Below are 18553 nucleotides of genomic sequence, written 5' to 3' on the forward strand. Positions count from 1 at the left end.
CATGCATATGGTGGCATTCAATGCGTTACTTGATGAGTTGTCGCAGCGGCAGATCCGTGTCTGGCTGGAAGGCGATGAATTGATGGTAGAGGGACCAGAGCAGGCACTGGACAACAGCATAAGGGACAGGCTCAGCCAGCATAAAACGCAACTGAAGCAATTTCTGCAGGATGAGCAACACCCATTGCTGCAACCGGCAGGCAGCTTTCCCTTAAGTCATGCTCAGTTATGTTTCTGGTTTGTCTATTTCATGATGGGAGAAACAGCCAACAACCTGTCACGGCTAATCATACATGGACCGCCTCAGCATGCCTTGCTGGAGCGTTGTATCAGCAACATTGTGGCTGCCAATGACAGCCTGCGAGTTCGCATCGGCAGCCTTATTCCTAGGCAAAAAGTTCAGACCTTACCCCCTTTTTGTTTACCTTTTAATGACTTACGCCATATGGAAGAGGCAGAGCAGGAGGCCTTTGTGCAGCAACTGGTCAGCGACTTTATGCGGCCTTTTGATCTGAGTAAACCGCCTTTGCTGCGAAGTCACCTTGTGCAACTGACAGATAATCAATCTCTGCTGCTGTGCAGTTTTGCCCACATCATTCTTGATGGCGCCGGGTTGTACTTGTTTGAACAACAACTGATGTCAGCATACCGCCAGGCGCTGACTGGACAAGCCAGTGTGCAGAAACGTCCATTGCAGATTGCCACGGCGGTGGCCAGGGAGCGCCGCGCCGCACAGTGCAGTTTCGCCAGCCAATCGTCATTCTGGCAGGCTCGTCTGGATGGCTTTTCCCGCACTATCTGGCCGCTGACGCACTTGGCGGACAAAGGGCCGTCAGAGCATTTTGATCGTAACGTCAAACTAACTCAGGACATGATGCAATACCTGCATGAGTTGTCTGTCAGCAGTCGCTGTTCCATACAGATGTTGCTGGTGGCTGTGGTCGCTCATGCGGTGGGGCAGGTCACGCAGCAACCAAGGGTATTGCTTAACTCTGTTCTTGAGAACCGCGTTGCTGATGGCTCGCGCACTTTACTGGCGCCTTGCCTGTATCAGTTGCCTGTGCCGTTGCATCTGGGGGGAGAAATAGAAGCGTTACTGGAACAGGTTAAGAAACACAATGTTGAAGCTATGGACAAGCTAGACATTCCTTTTAGCGTGCCCTTGGGGATGGTAGCCCGCCAACGCTGGCGCGGCAAATACAATGGCTGGCTTGCCGGGATGATCATGCGCCTGAGTCGTGCTCTTGCCAAATTGATGCCGGTCGCCAACCTGTATCCAAGTTATTGGGCCGATTATTTGTTCACGCTCAATCCGCCGTTTAACGATCCGACACTGCCGCGCGGTTACCGACGTAAGAAGGTGGCCGATCCCATCATCAACGTCAATATGCTGCAAAGTGTCTACCAGCCACAAAGTGGTGAGGAAAAGCAAATCATCGAAGTATTAACCGACAAACACCGTTTTTTGCCTGCTCAGGCCCTGGATGGCGAATGGGAGGACGAAACCATTAATTTCTATATTGTTGCCGATGGCGTGGAGGGAACCATGTTTCGTATTACCTGTAGTTGCCTCAGCCCATTGGGGATAGATGCCCTGGAACGTCAGCTGAACCAGAGTCTGGCGCTTTTGCTGCGACCTCAATCTTCTTCTAATTCTTGTATAGGTGGTTTATGACGTTTTCCTGTGATGAAGTGCACATTGAAGCAATGATCAATGCGCTGGTCAGGATGGTGCTCGAATTTGTGGTGCTGTTCGTGGTGTATTTCTGGTTATTGGGCCAAAACACCAACCTGGATACCAGTTGGCTATTCTTTGCCACGTTTTATGCTTTGTCTGTGTTTGTGGTGCCGGTGCAGGTGCAATATGAACTGGCAGGAAAATATGCACAGCGCTGGTTAATAGCGGCCAATCCGGCAACTCACACCCATCGCGGGGAGATCAACTTATGGCGGATATTGCTGCCGTACTCTCTGCCACTGGCCATGATTGGGGCAACGGGACTGGCCCTTTTTCAGGTGTGGTTTTTCACTCCGACCTGGCTGGTGATTGCCGTTCTGGCCGCTGCATCATTGCTGACTGTATTGCCGCTGGTGGTCTTGTTAAACCGCAAATACCTTAAGCCCTTGTATCAAAGTACCGTTTCCCCTTCAGCCAATAGCCCGGCGTTAAAAGATAACCGTGAGGAGTATTATTTTACCCACCACGTGTTTCCCTGGCTTCCGGTCACCCTGATAACCAGTATTTTGATTCTGTACAAAATGTCTGAAGAAAGCCTGTTCAGCGCTGGACGGCTGGATATCCTGCAGTCTGCCCTTTTTGTCGGAAGTACCTGCTATATCAGTTGTTTATGGATGTGCTATGAGTCAGTTAGTCAAACCAGGGTGGATTTGAAACTGGGCCGTTTTAAAGGTAATAGCGAGGACAGTATTAACAGTACGGAGCTGCTTTTTTTGATTCATTTGCTGGTGGTCGCTGCCGTCGGAATTACTTACATATTGGGGTACTGGCTGTGGCCACAAGGTTTCTCTCAGCTGTACCTGATCATCATTGGTGCATTGTTGGTATGTCTGTGCGGCGCCGGTGCCAATATACTGGGTGTTACCTGGGCCTGCAGCACCAGACAAGCTCAGTTAAATGAAGACGCCTGAAGTAGCCTTATGGCTACGCGATTGAATCAACAATGACAGGATATGTGTATTTTCATTCAGACTTTGCACCCATAACGACTGTCCACGTTGATAGTCAGGGTGCAGGTTTTTATTCAGTACAAAACCCAGATACTCACCCTCAATACAGCGCAGGCTGACTGCTTCAAAGCCAAAGTACGCCTGTACATAGGGGTAGAGCGCTTTGAATATGGCTTCTTTGGCTGAAAATACCCGGGTGACAAAAAGGGCTGCATCCAGCTTCTGTCCGGACAATAAGGCCTGTTCTTCTCGGGTCAGTACCTGAGCGGCAATATCATCGGCTGTGTCAGGTGACAAATGTTGTTCAAGATCAATGCCCAGTGCCACGATGCTGGGGGAGGCCGAACAAATACAAAGAGCGTTCTGATCGGTGTGGGTGATGGAACCTCGTATACCCTCTGGCCAGCAAGGACTGCGGTGTGAGCCAATGGATATCCAGGTCTGTTGTGTGCCTAACTTTTCAAGACAAGCCCTGGCACATAGTCGCCCAGCCAGGAACTCGGCCTGGCGTTTGGCTACCGCCTGCTGACCAGGTTGTGCTGACGGGGGCAGCATTTGCATCATTTGTGGTTGATAGTCTGCCAGGGAAAATTGGCAGCGAAATCCGATAACATCTGGTGTCGCCACATGCAGTGGCTGTATATGGCGAATAAAGCAATCAACCATTTTTGCGGCATTCAGTGGCTGGAGAAGCAAAGCGCTGCGCAGCCCATTGGCTGATATCTGTCAGTACGCCATCCACGAAGAAATGTTGTCCCGTCAGTTGAATCAGTGCATAGGTGGCCAGCCCCGGACTTTGCTGATTTAACCAATTGGCTTTGGTCATTGAATGGGTTGCTTGCGGGTAGACTTTGGCCTGATAACACTGAGCTGGCAGCGCCGAAAAAATATCCGCATAGGTGGTTTGACTGTTGTTGATGTCAACATTCAGATCGGCCTGGCCAAAAACCGCCAGGACCGGCAGGTGCAATGCTTTCAGATCCTGCGAGGCATCAGATTGCCAATTGACGCGGACAAAGTCATAGCGTGATTTGTCCAGCAGTTTGTCATCCTTATCGGCATGCTGGCTGAACAGTTGTTGATATTGCGCATAATCGGCGTTTTGTTGCAGGGCCTCGGTCACCAGTGACACGTCTGCCTGTTGGTTTTCCAGGCGTTTTTGCCGATGATACTGGCCTTGCTGCTCCCAGTTTATGGCGGTAGATACCAGTATCATAAACTGCAGCTTGTGCTGGTCAGGTGCCAATTTGGGTAGCACCCAACCGGCCTGGCTGAATCCAATCACGCCTACATGCTCTGCCTGCACTTTGTCCTGATGTTGCTTGAGGGCATCGATGGCGGCCAGCACTTCATTGGCCCGGTCCTGCATGCTCTGTGCTAACCAGTCTCCACTTGAGCCCCCGACACCGGGTTTATCCCAGGCAAAGGCGGCAATGCCCTGCTGTGCCAGCGCCTGCCAATAGGGGCGATAATAGCCTTGGGCATCGAATGGTAAGGCACCGTCCCCATGTACAAACAGGATAACCGGAAAGGGCCCCTGGCCCTGAGTGGGCAGAATTAGCGTGCCATACAACTCGTCCTGCTTTGAATGGAATCGGACGCGCTCCTGGGTGTAATCCGGCGCCAAACCGCAGGCCGCCATCGCTAACAATAGCGCCAGGCCAAGACAAACACGGCAAATCCTTGTCATGCGTATGCATCCTTGTTCTTGTTGCAGCGAATCTGCCAGCAGCTTATCCAGTTGTACCTGGGCTGACAAGCATATGCCTTAACTATTCCCGCTGTGTCAGCAGCATATGCCGCCAAGACCGCACCTCTGTGCTGCAATAGCGACAAACGCTGACATAGCCTTGCACATATAGACGGCAGCCCACGGGTAACATGGTGCATGACATTATGTTGATAAAGGAGATAAACATGACAAAGACAGTTGCAGGTTGTGCCTGGTTGCTCGCTTTGACGGTCTGGGGAGCGACGGCCCAGGAGACGACCCTCAATCTGGAAGGGTTAAAACAGCAAGCCGGGATCAGGATTGATAACTGGGGGATTGCCCATATTCAGGCACAAAGCCAGGAGGATGCGTTTTTTGTACAGGGTTTCAATGTGGCCCGCGACAGGCTCTGGCAACTGGACCTGTGGCGTCGAAAAGGACTGGGAAAGTTGTCCGCCGTGTTTGGTGCTGATTTTGTTGAAATGGACCGCGCCTCCCGATTGTTTTTGTTTCGCGGAGATATTCACCAGGAATGGCAGTACTATGGACAGGACAGTCAAATGATACTACAGCGTTTTGTGCAAGGGATTAACGCCTATATCAGTCTGATTCATAGCGAACAGCAACCCTTGCCCAAAGAGTTTCAATGGCTGGGATACATGCCAGAGCCATGGCAGGCAGAGGATATCCTTAAAATCCGCAGCCATGGACTGTCGCGCAACCTTAGCAGTGAGGTGACCCGGGCGCTGACCCTGAACCAACTCGGCAATGAGGCAGAATCGTTGCGGCAAAAATTGACCCCGGCGCATAGTCTGCAAATACCTCAGGGCAGTGATTATCAGCATCTGAGCGCCGAGGTATTACGCGACTACCAATTGGCCACTGGTGCAGTCCGATTCAGTCGCGAGGACGCCACGGACCTTGCTACATTTCGCCGTCAACTGCTAACGCAACTACGTGATGTACAAAGCTTGCCATTACAACGGCATCTGGGCAGCAATGCCTGGGCGCTTGCACCGCAAAAAAGCCATACTGGGCGGGCCATACTGGCCAGCGATCCGCACAGGGTGAATACCCTGCCATCCGGTCGTTATGCGGTGCACATTAAAGCCCCAGGTTTAGATGTGATTGGCGCTGGTGAGCCTTATGTCCCTGGTATTTCGGTGGGGCACAATGGCCAAATTGCGTTTGGTTTTACGATTTTTTCTGCGGATCAGGAAGATCTTTACCACTATGTCACTGACGAGGCCAAACGCTACCGCTACCGGGGGGGCTGGCGGTCACTTAAGGTGATCCGCGAACAGATAGAGATCAAAGATGCGGATGCGATGGAGGTTGAGCTTGCCTATACCCGCCATGGCCCGGTTATTTATCACGACCAGGCCAACAACCAGCTCTATGCAGTGCGGGCTGCCTGGTTGCAAGCGGGAATGGTGCCCTATCTTGGCAGTTTGCATTATCAGCGGGCAGACAACATACAGCATTATCTGCAGGCCCTGCGACATTTTGCGAATCCGGCAGAGAACCATGTATATGCCGATGTACAGGGCAACATTGGCAGACGCAGCGCTGGTCGGGTGCCTTTACGGCTAAACTGGGATGGCTTGCTACCGGTGCCGGGGGAAGGGCGTTATGAATGGCTTGGACATATTCCTCATTTCCTGTTGCCCTGGCAGCATAACCCTAAAAAGGGCTGGGTCGCGTCTGCCAATGAGATGAACTTGCCCGCACATTATCCCTTACATCTGGGTTATGAGTGGCCAGGCCCGCACCGTTATGATCGATTGGCAGAAAAGCTCTCGGCACCTGGAAAGCTCAGTCTGCAGGACATGGCATCATTGCAAAATGATCAACTGTCATTGCCAGCCAGGCGCATATTGGCACTTTACGATAGTGATGACTTCATCAATGCCGTGGCCAGACAGCGCTGGCAACAGATGCGAGACTGGGATAAGCATTTGAACCCGGACAGTCATATTGCCGCATTTTTCGAACTGTGGTGGAACCGACATATGCGCCCGGCCATGATAGGGCAACTGGTTGGGCAGGAATCCTTTGAACTGCTGGCCGATTTGTCCTCGGTAGGCGATCAGGAACAGTTGCTTGATATGCTTGAACTGGCCGCCAGTGGGCAAGGGCAGATTCCCCCGGCACTGGTCCTGGCGTGGTTGTCTCAGAGTCTGCAATCGGCTCATCAATACATGCTCAATAGCGGACTGGAAAATGTGACTTGGGGGCAACTGCATGGTGCCGATTTTACCCATCCCATCAGCCCTCTGTTGCCCCCTGAATTGCAGGATTGGGTGAATGTCGGTCCTGTCAGGGCGCTGGGAGGTTCGGGTGATACGGTCAGAGCGAATATGCACGCGGTCAATTATACCGGCAATTTTAATACCGTACTGGGGCCGTCCTGGAGCATGGTGGTGGACGTGGGTCAGTGGGACAATAGCCTGATGATTAACAGTCCGGGCCAATCAGGCAATATCGACAGTCCATTCTACCGGGATCTGTTTGAACCTTGGGCGAGCGGGCAAAAGGTGCCGCTGCTCTATTCTGATGCCGCTGTGGCACAGCATACACAGCAGGTGCTCAGGCTGTTGCCGTCTGAATAATTCAATAACTAAAAGCCGCCAAGGATGGCGACTTTCCCCCGTTTTACCCCCCTTGTGACAAGGTCATGAAGTATTGTCAGCAATAGTCAGTTCACCAATTAATGCTAACGAATGTCAGTCGCATAGCGGCCGGTAAAGGAATTATCGACGTACAATTCCTGACTTTTGTTCAACAAAAATCGGTTTTGTAAGGGATTGTGCGAATTTCAACCTGTGGGATTTTTTTGTTGCTAGGATGGCGTCGCTAGTTTCAAGGGCGGGAATCAAGGTTTGGGCGGAGTGATACAAACCGTCCCGTCGTACCAGATAAAACAGCGAGGGACGCAATGGACACTCAGCGGCAAAGTACACAACCTATCGCCATCGTTGGGATGGCAAGTCATTTCCCCGATGCCACGGATCTTTTTGAATTCTGGCGCAATATTTACTCAAGTAAAGATTCTGTCACTGAAAATCTCGATTTTGAAGGCTATTGGAAAAAAGAAGATTTCTATCGGCCTAATTCCACTGACAAAGACATGACCTACGCCTACAAGGCAGGTTGGATCCCCCCCATTGATTTTGACCCAGTGGAATTCAAGCTTCCACCCAATATGCTGGAGTCTATTTGTACCGCTCAGTTATTTGCCTTACATGTGGCAAAGCAGGCGCTACTGGATGCCCGTATTATTGGCGATGATCCCATTGAGGTGGACCGCAGCAAGGTCGGGGTGATTCTTGGTGGAGCGGGCAATGGTAATACGTCATTTATGTTGGCGGCCCGCCAGCAAACGCCATTTATCCGCGAAATTCTGGGCAATATGGGCCTGCCCGAAGAACTGGTTGAAGAAGTCGTTCAGCGATTGCTGGATCAATACCTGGAATGGAACGAAGACAGCTTCCCGGGTTTCCTCGGCAATGTGGCCTGCGGAAGAATCAGCAGTTTTTACGACTTTGGTGGCACATCCAATATGGTGGATGCGGCTTGCGCCAGCAGTTTGGCGGCCATGAAAGCCGCCATTGGTGAACTACAATCTGGCAGCTGTGACGTGATGTTGACCGGTGGCGTGAATCTGGAAAACTCGATTTTCTCTTTCCTGTGTTTCAGTCGCACGCCAGCACTGTCACCAACCAACTGTTGCAAACCCTTTGATGCTAAATCTGACGGCATGATGTTGGGGGATGGTGTGGGTTTGTTGGTGCTGAAACGCCTGGAAGACGCACAGCGTGATGGTGACAGGATCTATGCCGTGATTAAGTCTGTGGCGGGTTCCAGTGATGGCCGCGCTAAAAGCATATTTGCCCCGCGCATGGAAGGGCAGGTCCTGGCGGTTAAACGCGCTTATGAGGCGGCGGGCGTTAAACCTGGTGACATTGAGCTGGTGGAAGCACATGGTACCGGTACCTTGTCAGGTGACCAGACAGAACTCAGCAGTTTGCTTTCGGTCTTTGCTGAGCATGATGTGTTACCTCAATCCGTGGCGGTAGGCAGCATAAAATCGCAAATTGGTCATACTCGCTGTGCAGCAGGCGCAGCATCGGCGATTAAAACCGCGCTGGGTCTGCATCACAAAATATTGCCTGCCACCATTAATGTTGATCAACCCAATAAACTGCTGACCGGGCCTGATTGTCCCATCTATGTTAATACCCTCAATCGCCCTTGGATCCGCCATCAAAAAGCAGGCCCAAGACGTGCAGCCATCAGTGCTTTTGGCTTTGGTGGTACCAATTACCATATGGTGCTTGAAGAATACCAGCATGAGCAATCAGGGCCATATCGGCTGAATAACGTGCCTGACGTGGTGGTATTGCAAGGACGGGATGGTCAGGACGTGCAGGAGCAGGTGCAGAGCTGGCTAACCCGTCTAAACGGCGAAGACGTTGAGGTGGCTTATGATGAGTTGGTCAGACAGTCTCCACAGCTTAATGAGCAGCTTTGTGCCAGGCTGACTTTCGCCACGGAGAACTCTGCGCAGGCCATCAGTGCGTTGACCGCTGCCCAGCAGCAATTGAATGACATCTCAGATAATACCTGGGAGCACCCGCTGGGTGTTTATTTTCATCCCAGTGTTAACAATAAGACAGCTCAGGGCAAAGTGGTGGCGCTGTTTCCCGGACAAGGGTCGCAGTATGTCAATATGGCCCTGCATACTGCCAATGAATTTCCCCTGATGCGGGAAGTACTGGCAGAGGCGGATGACCATCGCCAGGCGCAGGCACTTGAATCATTATCCCGACTTATCTATCCCGCTCCGGCCTTTACGGCTGAAGAGCGTTCAAATCAGGAACAGAGGCTGAAAAGCACAGACAATGCGCAACCCGCTATTGGTGCTGTCAGTCTGGGCTATTACCGTATTTTGCAGGCACTGGGCTTTAAAGCTGACTTTGCCGCAGGGCACAGCTTTGGCGAACTGACCGCCTTACATGTGGCCGGAGTACTGAGTGATGAAGACTTTCACCGCCTGGCGATGGCCCGCGGCCGTTTGATGAAACACGTGCCTGATGGTGATGAAACGGCTGACCGTGGTGCCATGTTGGCTGCATCTCTGTCGCCTCAACAGGCAGAGCAATGCCAGCAGAAGTTTGATGGTCTGGTGATTGCCAATCTCAACTCTAATACCCAGGTGGTATTTGGCGGAAGCAGCCAGGTGATTAGTGATGCCCAGCACTTTTTGCAGCAACAGGACGTGCGTTGCTCAGTACTGCCGGTTTCCGCCGCTTTTCATACCGATTTTGTTGCCCATGCCAGTGAACCCTTTGGCGACGTGCTGGCTGGCATGCAACTGAAAAAGCCGACGATGCCGGTTTTCTCTAATGTGTCTGCCACGGCCCACGACAAAAATACTGACAATATCAAGGCTGCACTTACCGAGCAGTTGACCAGCACCGTGCGTTTTAAACAGATGGTTGAAAATCTGTATGCCGCCGGTGGCCGCTATTTTGTTGAGATGGGGCCCAAGGGCGTATTGGGCAAATTGGTGGCCGATATTCTGGGTGACCGTGAACACCAGGTCATTTGCCTGGACCCCAGTGAGAAAGCACACGACGGCCAGCAGTTGCGTAAAGCCATCGCCAGAATGGCTGCTCTGGGGTTGATACAGACGCACCAGGATCCGTATCAACTCAGGCCCGCAGCACCAGAAAACAAAGAGAAGCGCCTGACCTATCGTATGAACGGTGGCTATTTCTTCTTTGATGCGACAAAACAACGACGTGAAAAGGCTAAGCGGCCAGATTCCAGTCTGATCGACGCTTTTGTTGCCCAGCATCTGGCGCAGCAACTCCACAGCACAGACTACGAACCTATTGAAGAATCTGAGGCCTTTGCGGCCTACCAGGTACATTCCCCGGCGTCCCGCTATGCAGTGGAAGGGACAGGTCAAACCTATATATATGAAGGACGAGAGGTAATCATGGCGACTCCCACACAAGACAACGCTGACAACCTTGGCCCAATCAGCCAGCAAATCCGTGCTCAGCAGCTAACCAATGAAGTGCATCAGCAATTCCAACAGAATCAGCGCGACTACATTCAGTTTCTTGATTCGCTGGTACATCAGCAATTCAACTTATTTGACAAGCATCAGGGCAGTAATCATTTCCGCGAGATGATAGACAGCCTCAATCAAAGCTTCAGCCTGCTGGAGCAAAATCAGCGCAGCTATCACGACAATCATCAGCGTTACTTCACCAATCAGGGACAATTGCTGGCAAATGGTGAGCAGCCCCAGTTTGTTCACAATGCCGAAGTCAGTGCTGTTGCATCTGCGCCGCTATCTAACGGTGAGTCGCGCTCTGTCAGCAATAGTCATAGCAATGGACATAGCAATGGCCACGCGCAAGCCAACGGCCATACAAATGGCCAGGCCAATGGCGCTGGCAATGGATATGCACAACCGAAAGTTGCCGCCAATGGCAGTAATGGTCATAGCGTTGCAGTGAATGGAAGCAATGGGCATGCTCACGGCGCGGCGATGCATGAGCCTAAGGTGCAGCAGCAGACTGCCGCTGTTCAGGTGAAAGCCTCGCAGGCGGAAAATGGTCTTAATGAAACTGACCGTCTGGCTCTGGAGCAATTACGCAAAGTCAGCGCTGAGAGTCTGGCCGCTGAACTGGTTAAGATCATCAGCGATAAAACCGGTTATCCAGAGGACATGATCGGGGGCGATATGGATCTGGAGGCTGACCTTGGCATCGACTCCATTAAACGTATCGAGATTATCGGTGCCATGTTCAAGTCTTTCGAAACCGACTTTAAGTTAATGGAAGACGCTGAAGATTACGCCGATATGGAAACTTTCGATGTTGAGCAATTCAGCTCCATCAATAAGTTGGTGGCCTTCCTGCAAGAGCAGATTGGGGAAATGATCGCGCATCTTGAACAGGGCGGTAGCATTACCGAAGCGCTGGACAGCAAAGCCGACACCACTAAACCTGCCGAGGTGAAAAGCTATAGTCAGGCCGCGCTGAAGGGCGAAGAAACTGAGCGCTGCGAAGTGGCCGAAAATGCCCAACAGGTCAATCAGGAAGTGGCAGACGTCATGACGTCCATCGGCTTTGTTGCCTCATCCGCCGATCTGGATGGAGAAGTGCTGCACCCAAAGTCTGAACCCGCAAGCGCAGCGCCAGTCGCCAGTGCTGAGCCTGCGGGTGCCAGTGTTATTCGTCTCGCAGAGGAACAGGTGCATGAAACTGCACCTGTTCAGGGGCTGGGCCGTTATGAGGTCAAGTTGCAGCCATTGCCATTACCGGACCAGCAACACATACATTTGCCGGAAGGTTTTACCTGGTTGGTTGCTGATAGTGGGCGCACCGCCGCTGAATCATTGATGGATAAGCTGATTGCATCAGGCCATAAAGCCGTGCTGCTGCAACTTGCCGACAAACCGGCGAAAACCAGCCATCCGGCCTATACATTGGCAGCGCGTGACGAAGATAGTCTGCTACAGACCCTGGCTAGCATTCGCGCTGAGCATGGTCAGATCGGCGGACTTATTTGCCTGCAGACTGCCGGTGTAGATGCCAAAGCCATTCGCAATTGCTTTGTGGCCAAAGAATATGCCGTGCAGCAGCAGCTTTTCATGCTGGTCAAAGCGTTGCAAAGCGATTTACTCGACAGTGCCGCTCAGGGCCATGCCAGTTTGCTGGTGGCAGGCCAACTGGATGGCATGCTTGGCTTAGGCGGTGTGCGGGGTTATCCGCTGGTATCTGCCGGTGTCAGTGGTCTGGTCAAGTCTCTGCACCACGAATGGCCGCAGGTACGCTGTCGTTATGTCGATCTTCAGCCCAAGATGGCCGACGAGCAGGCGCTGCATGCGCTATGGCAGGAATTACATGATGTTGACTGCCAGCCATTGGAAGTTGGGCGGGATGGTCAGGGCAGACGTACCACTTTGGTATTGTGTGATGCGCCTTTGGCAGAATCCAAGCCGGCATTAGACGACAAAGATGTGGTGCTGGTGACCGGTGGCGCGCGCGGCATCACGGCCACCTGTGTGCTTGAACTGGCTAAACAAACCGGCGCGGCGTTTATGTTGTTGGGACGCACGGATATCAATGCCCAGCGGCCCGAATGGGCCAAAGACTGCCAGGATGTCGCGCAGTTACGGGCTGCCGCCATTCAGGCTGTTAAACAGCAGGGCGAACTGCCAACCCCGGTCAAAATAGACAAAATGCTGGGTTCAATTCTGCAGGCTGAGGAAGTGCAGCAAACTCTCAATCAGTTGCAGGAACTTGGCTGTCGTGCCAGCTATGTGGCGGTGGATATTCTCGATAAAGAGCGGCTCAAGCAGGCATTGACTGAGGCGCAACAGCAGTTAGGTAAGGTTACAGCTCTAGTGCATGGGGCGGGTAATCTGGCTGACAAAAAGCTGGACAAGAAAACCGCAGAAGACTTCGAGTCGGTATTTGGCACCAAAGTGCGGGGACTGGAAAACCTGGTTCGCGTCCTGACACCTGGTTCACTCAAGTTACTTTGCCTGTTCTCCTCAGTATCCGGCTTCTTTGGTAACGCCGGCCAGACCGATTATGCCATGGCTAATGAGGTGCTGAGTAAGTTTGCCCATGACTGGCAATTTTATTATCCGCAATCCAGGGTTTGTGCCATCAATTGGGGGCCGTGGGATAGCGGCATGGTCAGCGACACCCTCAAACGGGCCTATCAGGAACGCGGTATTTGTATCATTCCCAGTGACGACGGAGCACGCCGCTTTGTTGCAGAGCTGGCCGCCAATACCACTCAGGTGTTGATTGGTAATGACAAGTACCAACAGCCCAAAATCAGTGCACCAACCGCCACCAGTCATCAGTCCACCCGATTGGTGTGTCAGCAGCAGCATGGCTTTCTCAGTGACCATGTCATAGAGGGCAAACCCGTACTGCCGGCCACTTTTGCGATGAGCTGGCTGGCGCAAGCGGCACACAGGCTGTTGCCGGGGGCGACGCTGCTGGCGGTGGAAGACTTCCAGGTACTTAAGGGCGTGGTATTTGAGCAACCTGAAGAGTCGTTTGAGGTGCGTGTCACCCCGCAGCAAGCTGCACAGCCGGAAGGTGAATTTTTGCTCCTGGCGGAAATTGGCAGCCTGGCATCCGGGCAGTGGCAACCGCGATATAAAGGCCTGGTACGTTTTGCCGGACAAGCGCTGAATGCCCCCATGCGAGCAGTTGCTGAATTATCCGCACAGCAGCTGGATTTGGGGGAACGTCCGCTATATGGCCGTGAAGGTCATACCGGCTGGTTGTTCCATGGTCCCAGCCTGCAGGGCTTGCAGAAGATTCTCAGTTGTGACGGCCAGGGGATCCGGGCACTGGTTTGCCTGCCTGCGCCAGAGGGCGTGGAGCAAGAGATCTTTGCTCAGGGTCCCATCAATCCTTACCTGGCAGATGTGTTCCTGCAAGGGCCTTACTTGTGGCTACTTAAGCAAACGGACAGCGGTGGGTTACCTATGGCGGTGGGGCATTACAGCCAGTTTTCTGCCCCGGCGTTTGGCCAGACGCTGCTGGTGGAGGGGCGCTGCAAGGATAGCAGTGCCAGCCAGGTAAGCTGGGATGTGGATATCTGCGATGAACAGGGCCAATTGCTGGCCAGTTTCACTGAGCTGGTGTTCACCCGTTCAAAATCCCTGCGCAGTAAGCTGCTGCCCGACAACTAGTCGGGCAGTCTTCTGGAACTACGGATATAAGGATGATTTATGCGCCCTATAGCAATTGTTGGAATGGGTTGTCTGTTTCCTGGTGCAGCCAGTCCACAGGAATACTGGCAGAATCTGCTGGCAGAACAGGATGCCACCAGTTTTCTCAGTGACGACCTTCTTGGCGTGCCTTTACAGCACTATGTAGCAGATGAGCCGGGGACGCCGGACAAGATTAATTACCATAAGAATGGGCATATCCGTGGCTTTCGCTTTGATGCGCAGGGCTATCGTTTACCCGCAGATAAGCTGGAAGGGCTGGATAACCTGTTTAAATGGACCTTGTACGCAGCAAACCAGGCGTGGCGGGATGCGCAGCAGCCCGACAGCGCTTCAGGGCGTTGTGGCTTAGTACTGGGTAATATCGGCATGCCGACCCATGCAGGTAAACGTTACCTGAACGGCTTTTATAACAAGGTGCTTGAACCTTATATCCGTGATTTGCTCGGTGATGAAAGGTTCCGTTTTGCTCAGTACTGGCCGGATGGGCAAAAGGATGCAGATAACCTCTCTACCACCAGTTACAACGCCACTATTGCGGCGATGGCAATGGGTTTGCAAGGACCGGTCTACACTCTCGATGCGGCCTGTTCTTCGGCGTTATATGCCATTCAGATGGCTTGTTTCTATCTGAGCAGCCATAAAGCTGATGTGATGCTTTCCGGGGCGGTTTGCCATGCAGATCATATCTATATCGATCATGGTTTTAATATGCTGCATGCGTTTCCTTCGCCTGGGCAGCAATCCATCCCCTTTGACCGTCATTCCGAGGGGCTCAAAGCCGGTGAAGGTGCCGGGGTGGTGGCCCTTAAGCGACTGGAAGACGCTGAGCGTGACGGAGACCGTATCTACGGGGTGATTGAGTCTATCGGTTTGTCTAATGACGCCGGCGCCAAGCATATACTGGTACCTGATACTCAGGGACAAAAACTGGCGCTGTCCCGCGCTTACGCAAACGGCAACAGTCTGGTGGACTATCTGGAGTGCCATGCTACCGGCACGCCGGTGGGGGACCAGGTGGAGTTGAATTCCATTGAGCAGTTTTTTGGTCAGGACCATCCGTTGCCACTGATAGGGGCCAATAAAGGCAATGTCGGGCATATGCTGACAGCGTCGGGTATGGCGAGTTTGATTAAGGTCTTGTTGTCCATGCGCCACGGCCAGATTCCGGCCACCATTGATCTTAAGGAAATGGTCAGCACCAAAGGCGGCAATCTGAATATTGATCGGGTGGTGCGCAAAGCTCAGGCCTGGCCAACCCCTGCCGGGCAGCGCCGCGCTGGTATCAATGCGTTTGGCTTTGGCGGTGTGAATGGACATATGGTGCTGCGGGATGCAGTGAAATGCGAGTCTGCACAGGACAAACAAAGGCTGCAACTTGAAAAAATGGTGATTACCGGTATGTCGGTGGCCATGGCAGAAACGCATAGCGTCAATCAATTCAATACCAGTATCCGCGATGCCAAACAGCATTTTTCCCCCTTGCCGGGTAACCGTTGGTCTGGATTGGAGCAGCGTAAGGATCTGCTTGACGAGTATGGTCTGACAACGCCGCCACTCGGGGCCTACATTGAAAAATTTGAGTTTGACTGCAAGCGCTTCAAGATGCCGCCCAATATGGCTGGTATCCATTTATTGTCGCATTTGTCGCTGATGCAACTGGCGGCCGGGGCCTTTGTGGATGCCGGTTATCAGGTCGATAGCAAAGTACGCAATATTGCGGTGATTGTGGCCGCTGACAGCGATTATCTGTGCTATCGCTATCAGGCCAGGAATGAAGCGGCCTGGCAGGTCAGAGACAGTCTGGCCAAATCTGGCGTGGAATTGTCGGCCGAGCAGGTAGCCACCCTGGAAGGGATCGTTAAAGACAGCCTGTTCCCCGAACCCTATGCTGAAGGAATAACCGGCGGCATAGGCAATGTCGTCGCCAGCCGTATATCGGCCAGCCTGCGTTTGAGTGGCCCGGCATTTACGGTTTGTGCCCAGGAAAATTCAGTATTCCGGGCCCTGGAACTGGCACGTTTTCTACTCAGCCTGGATGGCCTGGAAGCCGTCATTGTCGGTAGTGGCAGCTTTTGTGGCGGCCCGGAAAATGTATTGCTGAGCAATCCGCAGCAACCGGCCAATCAAGGGCGCATGACGCTCAGCTTCGACCATCAGGCGACCGGCTGGAACGTAGGTGAAGGCGGTGCGGTGGTGGTGCTTAAGTCTGAAACGGGCGCCGCTCAGAGCCAGGATAAGCAGTACGCCAGTATCGAATCTCTGGCCTTTGCAACCGCTGAAGTACAGCAGCAGGCTCTGGCTTACCCCAGTGCCGAGGGGATCGATCGCTGTGCCCGTCAGGCCCTGTCTGAAGCGGGGATAGAAGCCGCAGATGTCGGCTATCTGGAAGCCCATGCCAGTGGCATCGCAGCAGAAGATCAGGCCGAACTGGCCGCCATTTGTCGGGTCTATACGACGCCACAGAGTAGCAAAACCACGGTGCTGGGGTCAGCCAAAGCTAACTTCGGTCATCTTGGCTGTGCGGCTGGCATGGTGAGCTTGGTTAAATCCGCTTTGTGCCTGAGCCAGGGCTATCTGCCTGCCACACCAAACTGGCAAGGTGCTGAATCCGCAGAGCAGTTGGACAACAGTGGTCTGAAAGTCATTGGCCAGAGTCAGGACTGGGCGGATGCTCTGCAAGGTCAGGGCTATGCTGCGATCAGCAGTATGGGACGCGACCTGACTTATGCCCATGTGGTGTTAAAAGCCCCTCAACCTGAGGCCAGACGCAGTCAATTGAACGAACTGGATTCAGAGAGTCTGCGCAGCGGCTCCTTGTTAAAAGAAATCCACGTTGGCAGGGAAAAAGCGATCGGTGAAATGATCCTGTGTGACGCCAGTCGGCAACGGCTTGGATTGGAACACAAGGGCGAAGCTGGCAGCGTTGCGGTAAGGGAAGTGGCGGATACAGCCTTGGCTGAGGCCGGGAGTGTGGCTTCTTTGCTGCAGTATATGCGCGGGCGAGAAGCCGCGCGAAATCTGTCCACGCATCTGGCTTACCTTCGCACCGAACAGCGTTTTTACCATCAGCTTACCTCACTGGCGCAGGGTAAAATGCTGGCAAGTGGGGGCAGTCGCTCGGCTCGACCTGTGCCTTCTGTCACTCGTCCTGCTGCTGACTTGAGTCTGGTGAATCGCAAGGTGCTGTTTAATCGCGCCGATTTGGAAGAAATGACCGATGGTCGTGTTGCTAAGGTGCTGGGCGAACAATACGCCGAAGCAGATCAGTATCCTATTCGCACCAGAATGCCGTCTCCTCCTTATCTGTTTGTGTCGAGGATCCTGACCCTGACTGCCGAATTCGGCAAGTTGGAGCCTTGTGTTATCGAGTGGGAATACGATCTGGAGCCAACGGATTGGTTTGTCTATCACAATCTGGTCCCGGCCTTTGTTTCACTGGAATCCTCCCATGCCATGATTGTGGCGTTCACCTGCATTGGATGTGATCAACTCTTCAAAGGGGAGTTGAAATACCGGGCGATAGACAGTCAAACCACTATATACAGCGATTTGCCCAAAGCGGGTGAAGTACTGCGTGGCAAAGTGCAGATCCACGGTTTCACCAAGGTAGGTAAAAATGTGCTGATCCGCTATGAATACGATGGTTATGTAGGGGATCGGCACAGCTTCAAACTGACTGCCACATCGGGTTTCTTCCCGGTCAAAGAAATTGACCAGGCTAAGGCCTTTGATACCTCAAAACTCTTTGCCAAAGCCACGCCACAGCCAAGCTTTGCGCCGTTACTACCTTGTGCAAAAACGCAATTTAGCGACCAGGATTTACAGGCCGTACAGGCCGGCGATCTGGCTGGGTGTTTTGGTGCACATTTCGGTAGCACGCCGGCACCAGGTCTTTATGCCGCTAAAGCGCAAATGTTGGATCGTGTATTGTCCCTTGACCCCAATGGCGGGCCCTGGGGACTGGGGCAGGCGCTGGGTGAGCGGGATATTGATCCCAGTCACTGGGCATTTGCTGCCCACTTTAAAAACGATCCGGTGTTGCCCGGCACCCTGATAGTAGAAGGTGCAGAACAACTGGTGCGTTTTTATCTTTATTACCTGGGCCTGCATAGCCTCGACTACCTCAAGCCACAGCTTATCTGCGAGCACACATACAGCGCCAAATTCCGCGGCGAAGTGAAATGTGCAACAGACAAGTTGCAATACCGGTTGTCGGTAAAACACCTGGAATGCAAGTCAGCGGCAGATGGCCGAATTGCTTCCCTGGAGATCCTATTCATTGCTGAAACCTTGTATCGCAACAAGGTGATCGGCGTGTGTGACAACCTGGGTGCCAGGTTTGTTGCTGATGCATCCTGACCTATAAG

Annotated in this window: 7 protein-coding genes; 5 read left to right on the forward strand and 2 right to left on the reverse strand. The window is 52.9% G+C overall.

Going from position 1 to position 18553, the window contains the following annotated elements; translation table 11 throughout:
* Position 1 precedes the first annotated feature (1 nt).
* A complete protein-coding gene (locus CSR04_RS09955; protein ID WP_102796134.1) occupies positions 2–1675 on the forward strand; it encodes a condensation domain-containing protein in 1674 nt (557 codons plus the stop codon).
* The gene (locus CSR04_RS09960) at positions 1672–2649 is read left to right on the forward strand and encodes a hypothetical protein (protein WP_102796135.1); all 978 of its coding nucleotides are present in this window, start codon (positions 1672–1674) and stop codon (positions 2647–2649) included. Before CSR04_RS09955 ends, CSR04_RS09960 begins: the two co-directional genes overlap by 4 nt.
* Here the strand turns inward: CSR04_RS09960 and CSR04_RS09965 are convergent.
* Together CSR04_RS09965 and CSR04_RS09970 are read right to left on the reverse strand one after the other, a co-directional pair.
* A complete protein-coding gene (locus tag CSR04_RS09965) occupies positions 2632–3354 on the reverse strand; it encodes a 4'-phosphopantetheinyl transferase family protein (RefSeq protein ID WP_102796136.1) in 723 nt (240 codons plus the stop codon). The two genes, CSR04_RS09960 and CSR04_RS09965, sit on opposite strands and share 18 nt — an antisense overlap.
* Positions 3347–4447 carry an alpha/beta hydrolase family protein gene (locus tag CSR04_RS09970; RefSeq protein ID WP_102796137.1) on the reverse strand — a complete coding sequence of 367 codons (1101 nt, stop codon included), beginning with the start codon at positions 4445–4447 and terminating at the stop codon, positions 3347–3349. Before CSR04_RS09970 ends, CSR04_RS09965 begins: the two co-directional genes overlap by 8 nt.
* Positions 4448–4605: 158 nt before the next feature.
* Between CSR04_RS09970 and CSR04_RS09975 the strand changes: the two genes are divergently transcribed.
* The 3 genes from CSR04_RS09975 to CSR04_RS09985 all read left to right on the forward strand — a co-directional run bounded on the left by CSR04_RS09975 (position 4606) and on the right by CSR04_RS09985 (position 18545).
* Positions 4606–7011 carry a penicillin acylase family protein gene (locus tag CSR04_RS09975; RefSeq protein WP_172449310.1) on the forward strand — a complete coding sequence of 802 codons (2406 nt, stop codon included), beginning with the start codon at positions 4606–4608 and terminating at the stop codon, positions 7009–7011.
* 326 nt (positions 7012–7337) lie between these two features.
* A complete protein-coding gene (locus CSR04_RS09980; RefSeq protein WP_102796139.1) occupies positions 7338–14144 on the forward strand; it encodes a type I polyketide synthase in 6807 nt (2268 codons plus the stop codon).
* A gap of 39 nt (positions 14145–14183) precedes the next feature.
* Positions 14184–18545: a polyketide synthase family protein gene (locus CSR04_RS09985; RefSeq protein WP_102796140.1), complete on the forward strand. Its 4362-nt coding sequence runs from the start codon at positions 14184–14186 to the stop codon at positions 18543–18545.
* The last annotated feature ends 8 nt before the right edge of the window (positions 18546–18553 follow it).

The sequence above is a fragment of the Bowmanella denitrificans genome (assembly GCF_002887595.1).
Lineage (GTDB): Bacteria > Pseudomonadota > Gammaproteobacteria > Enterobacterales > Alteromonadaceae > Bowmanella > Bowmanella denitrificans.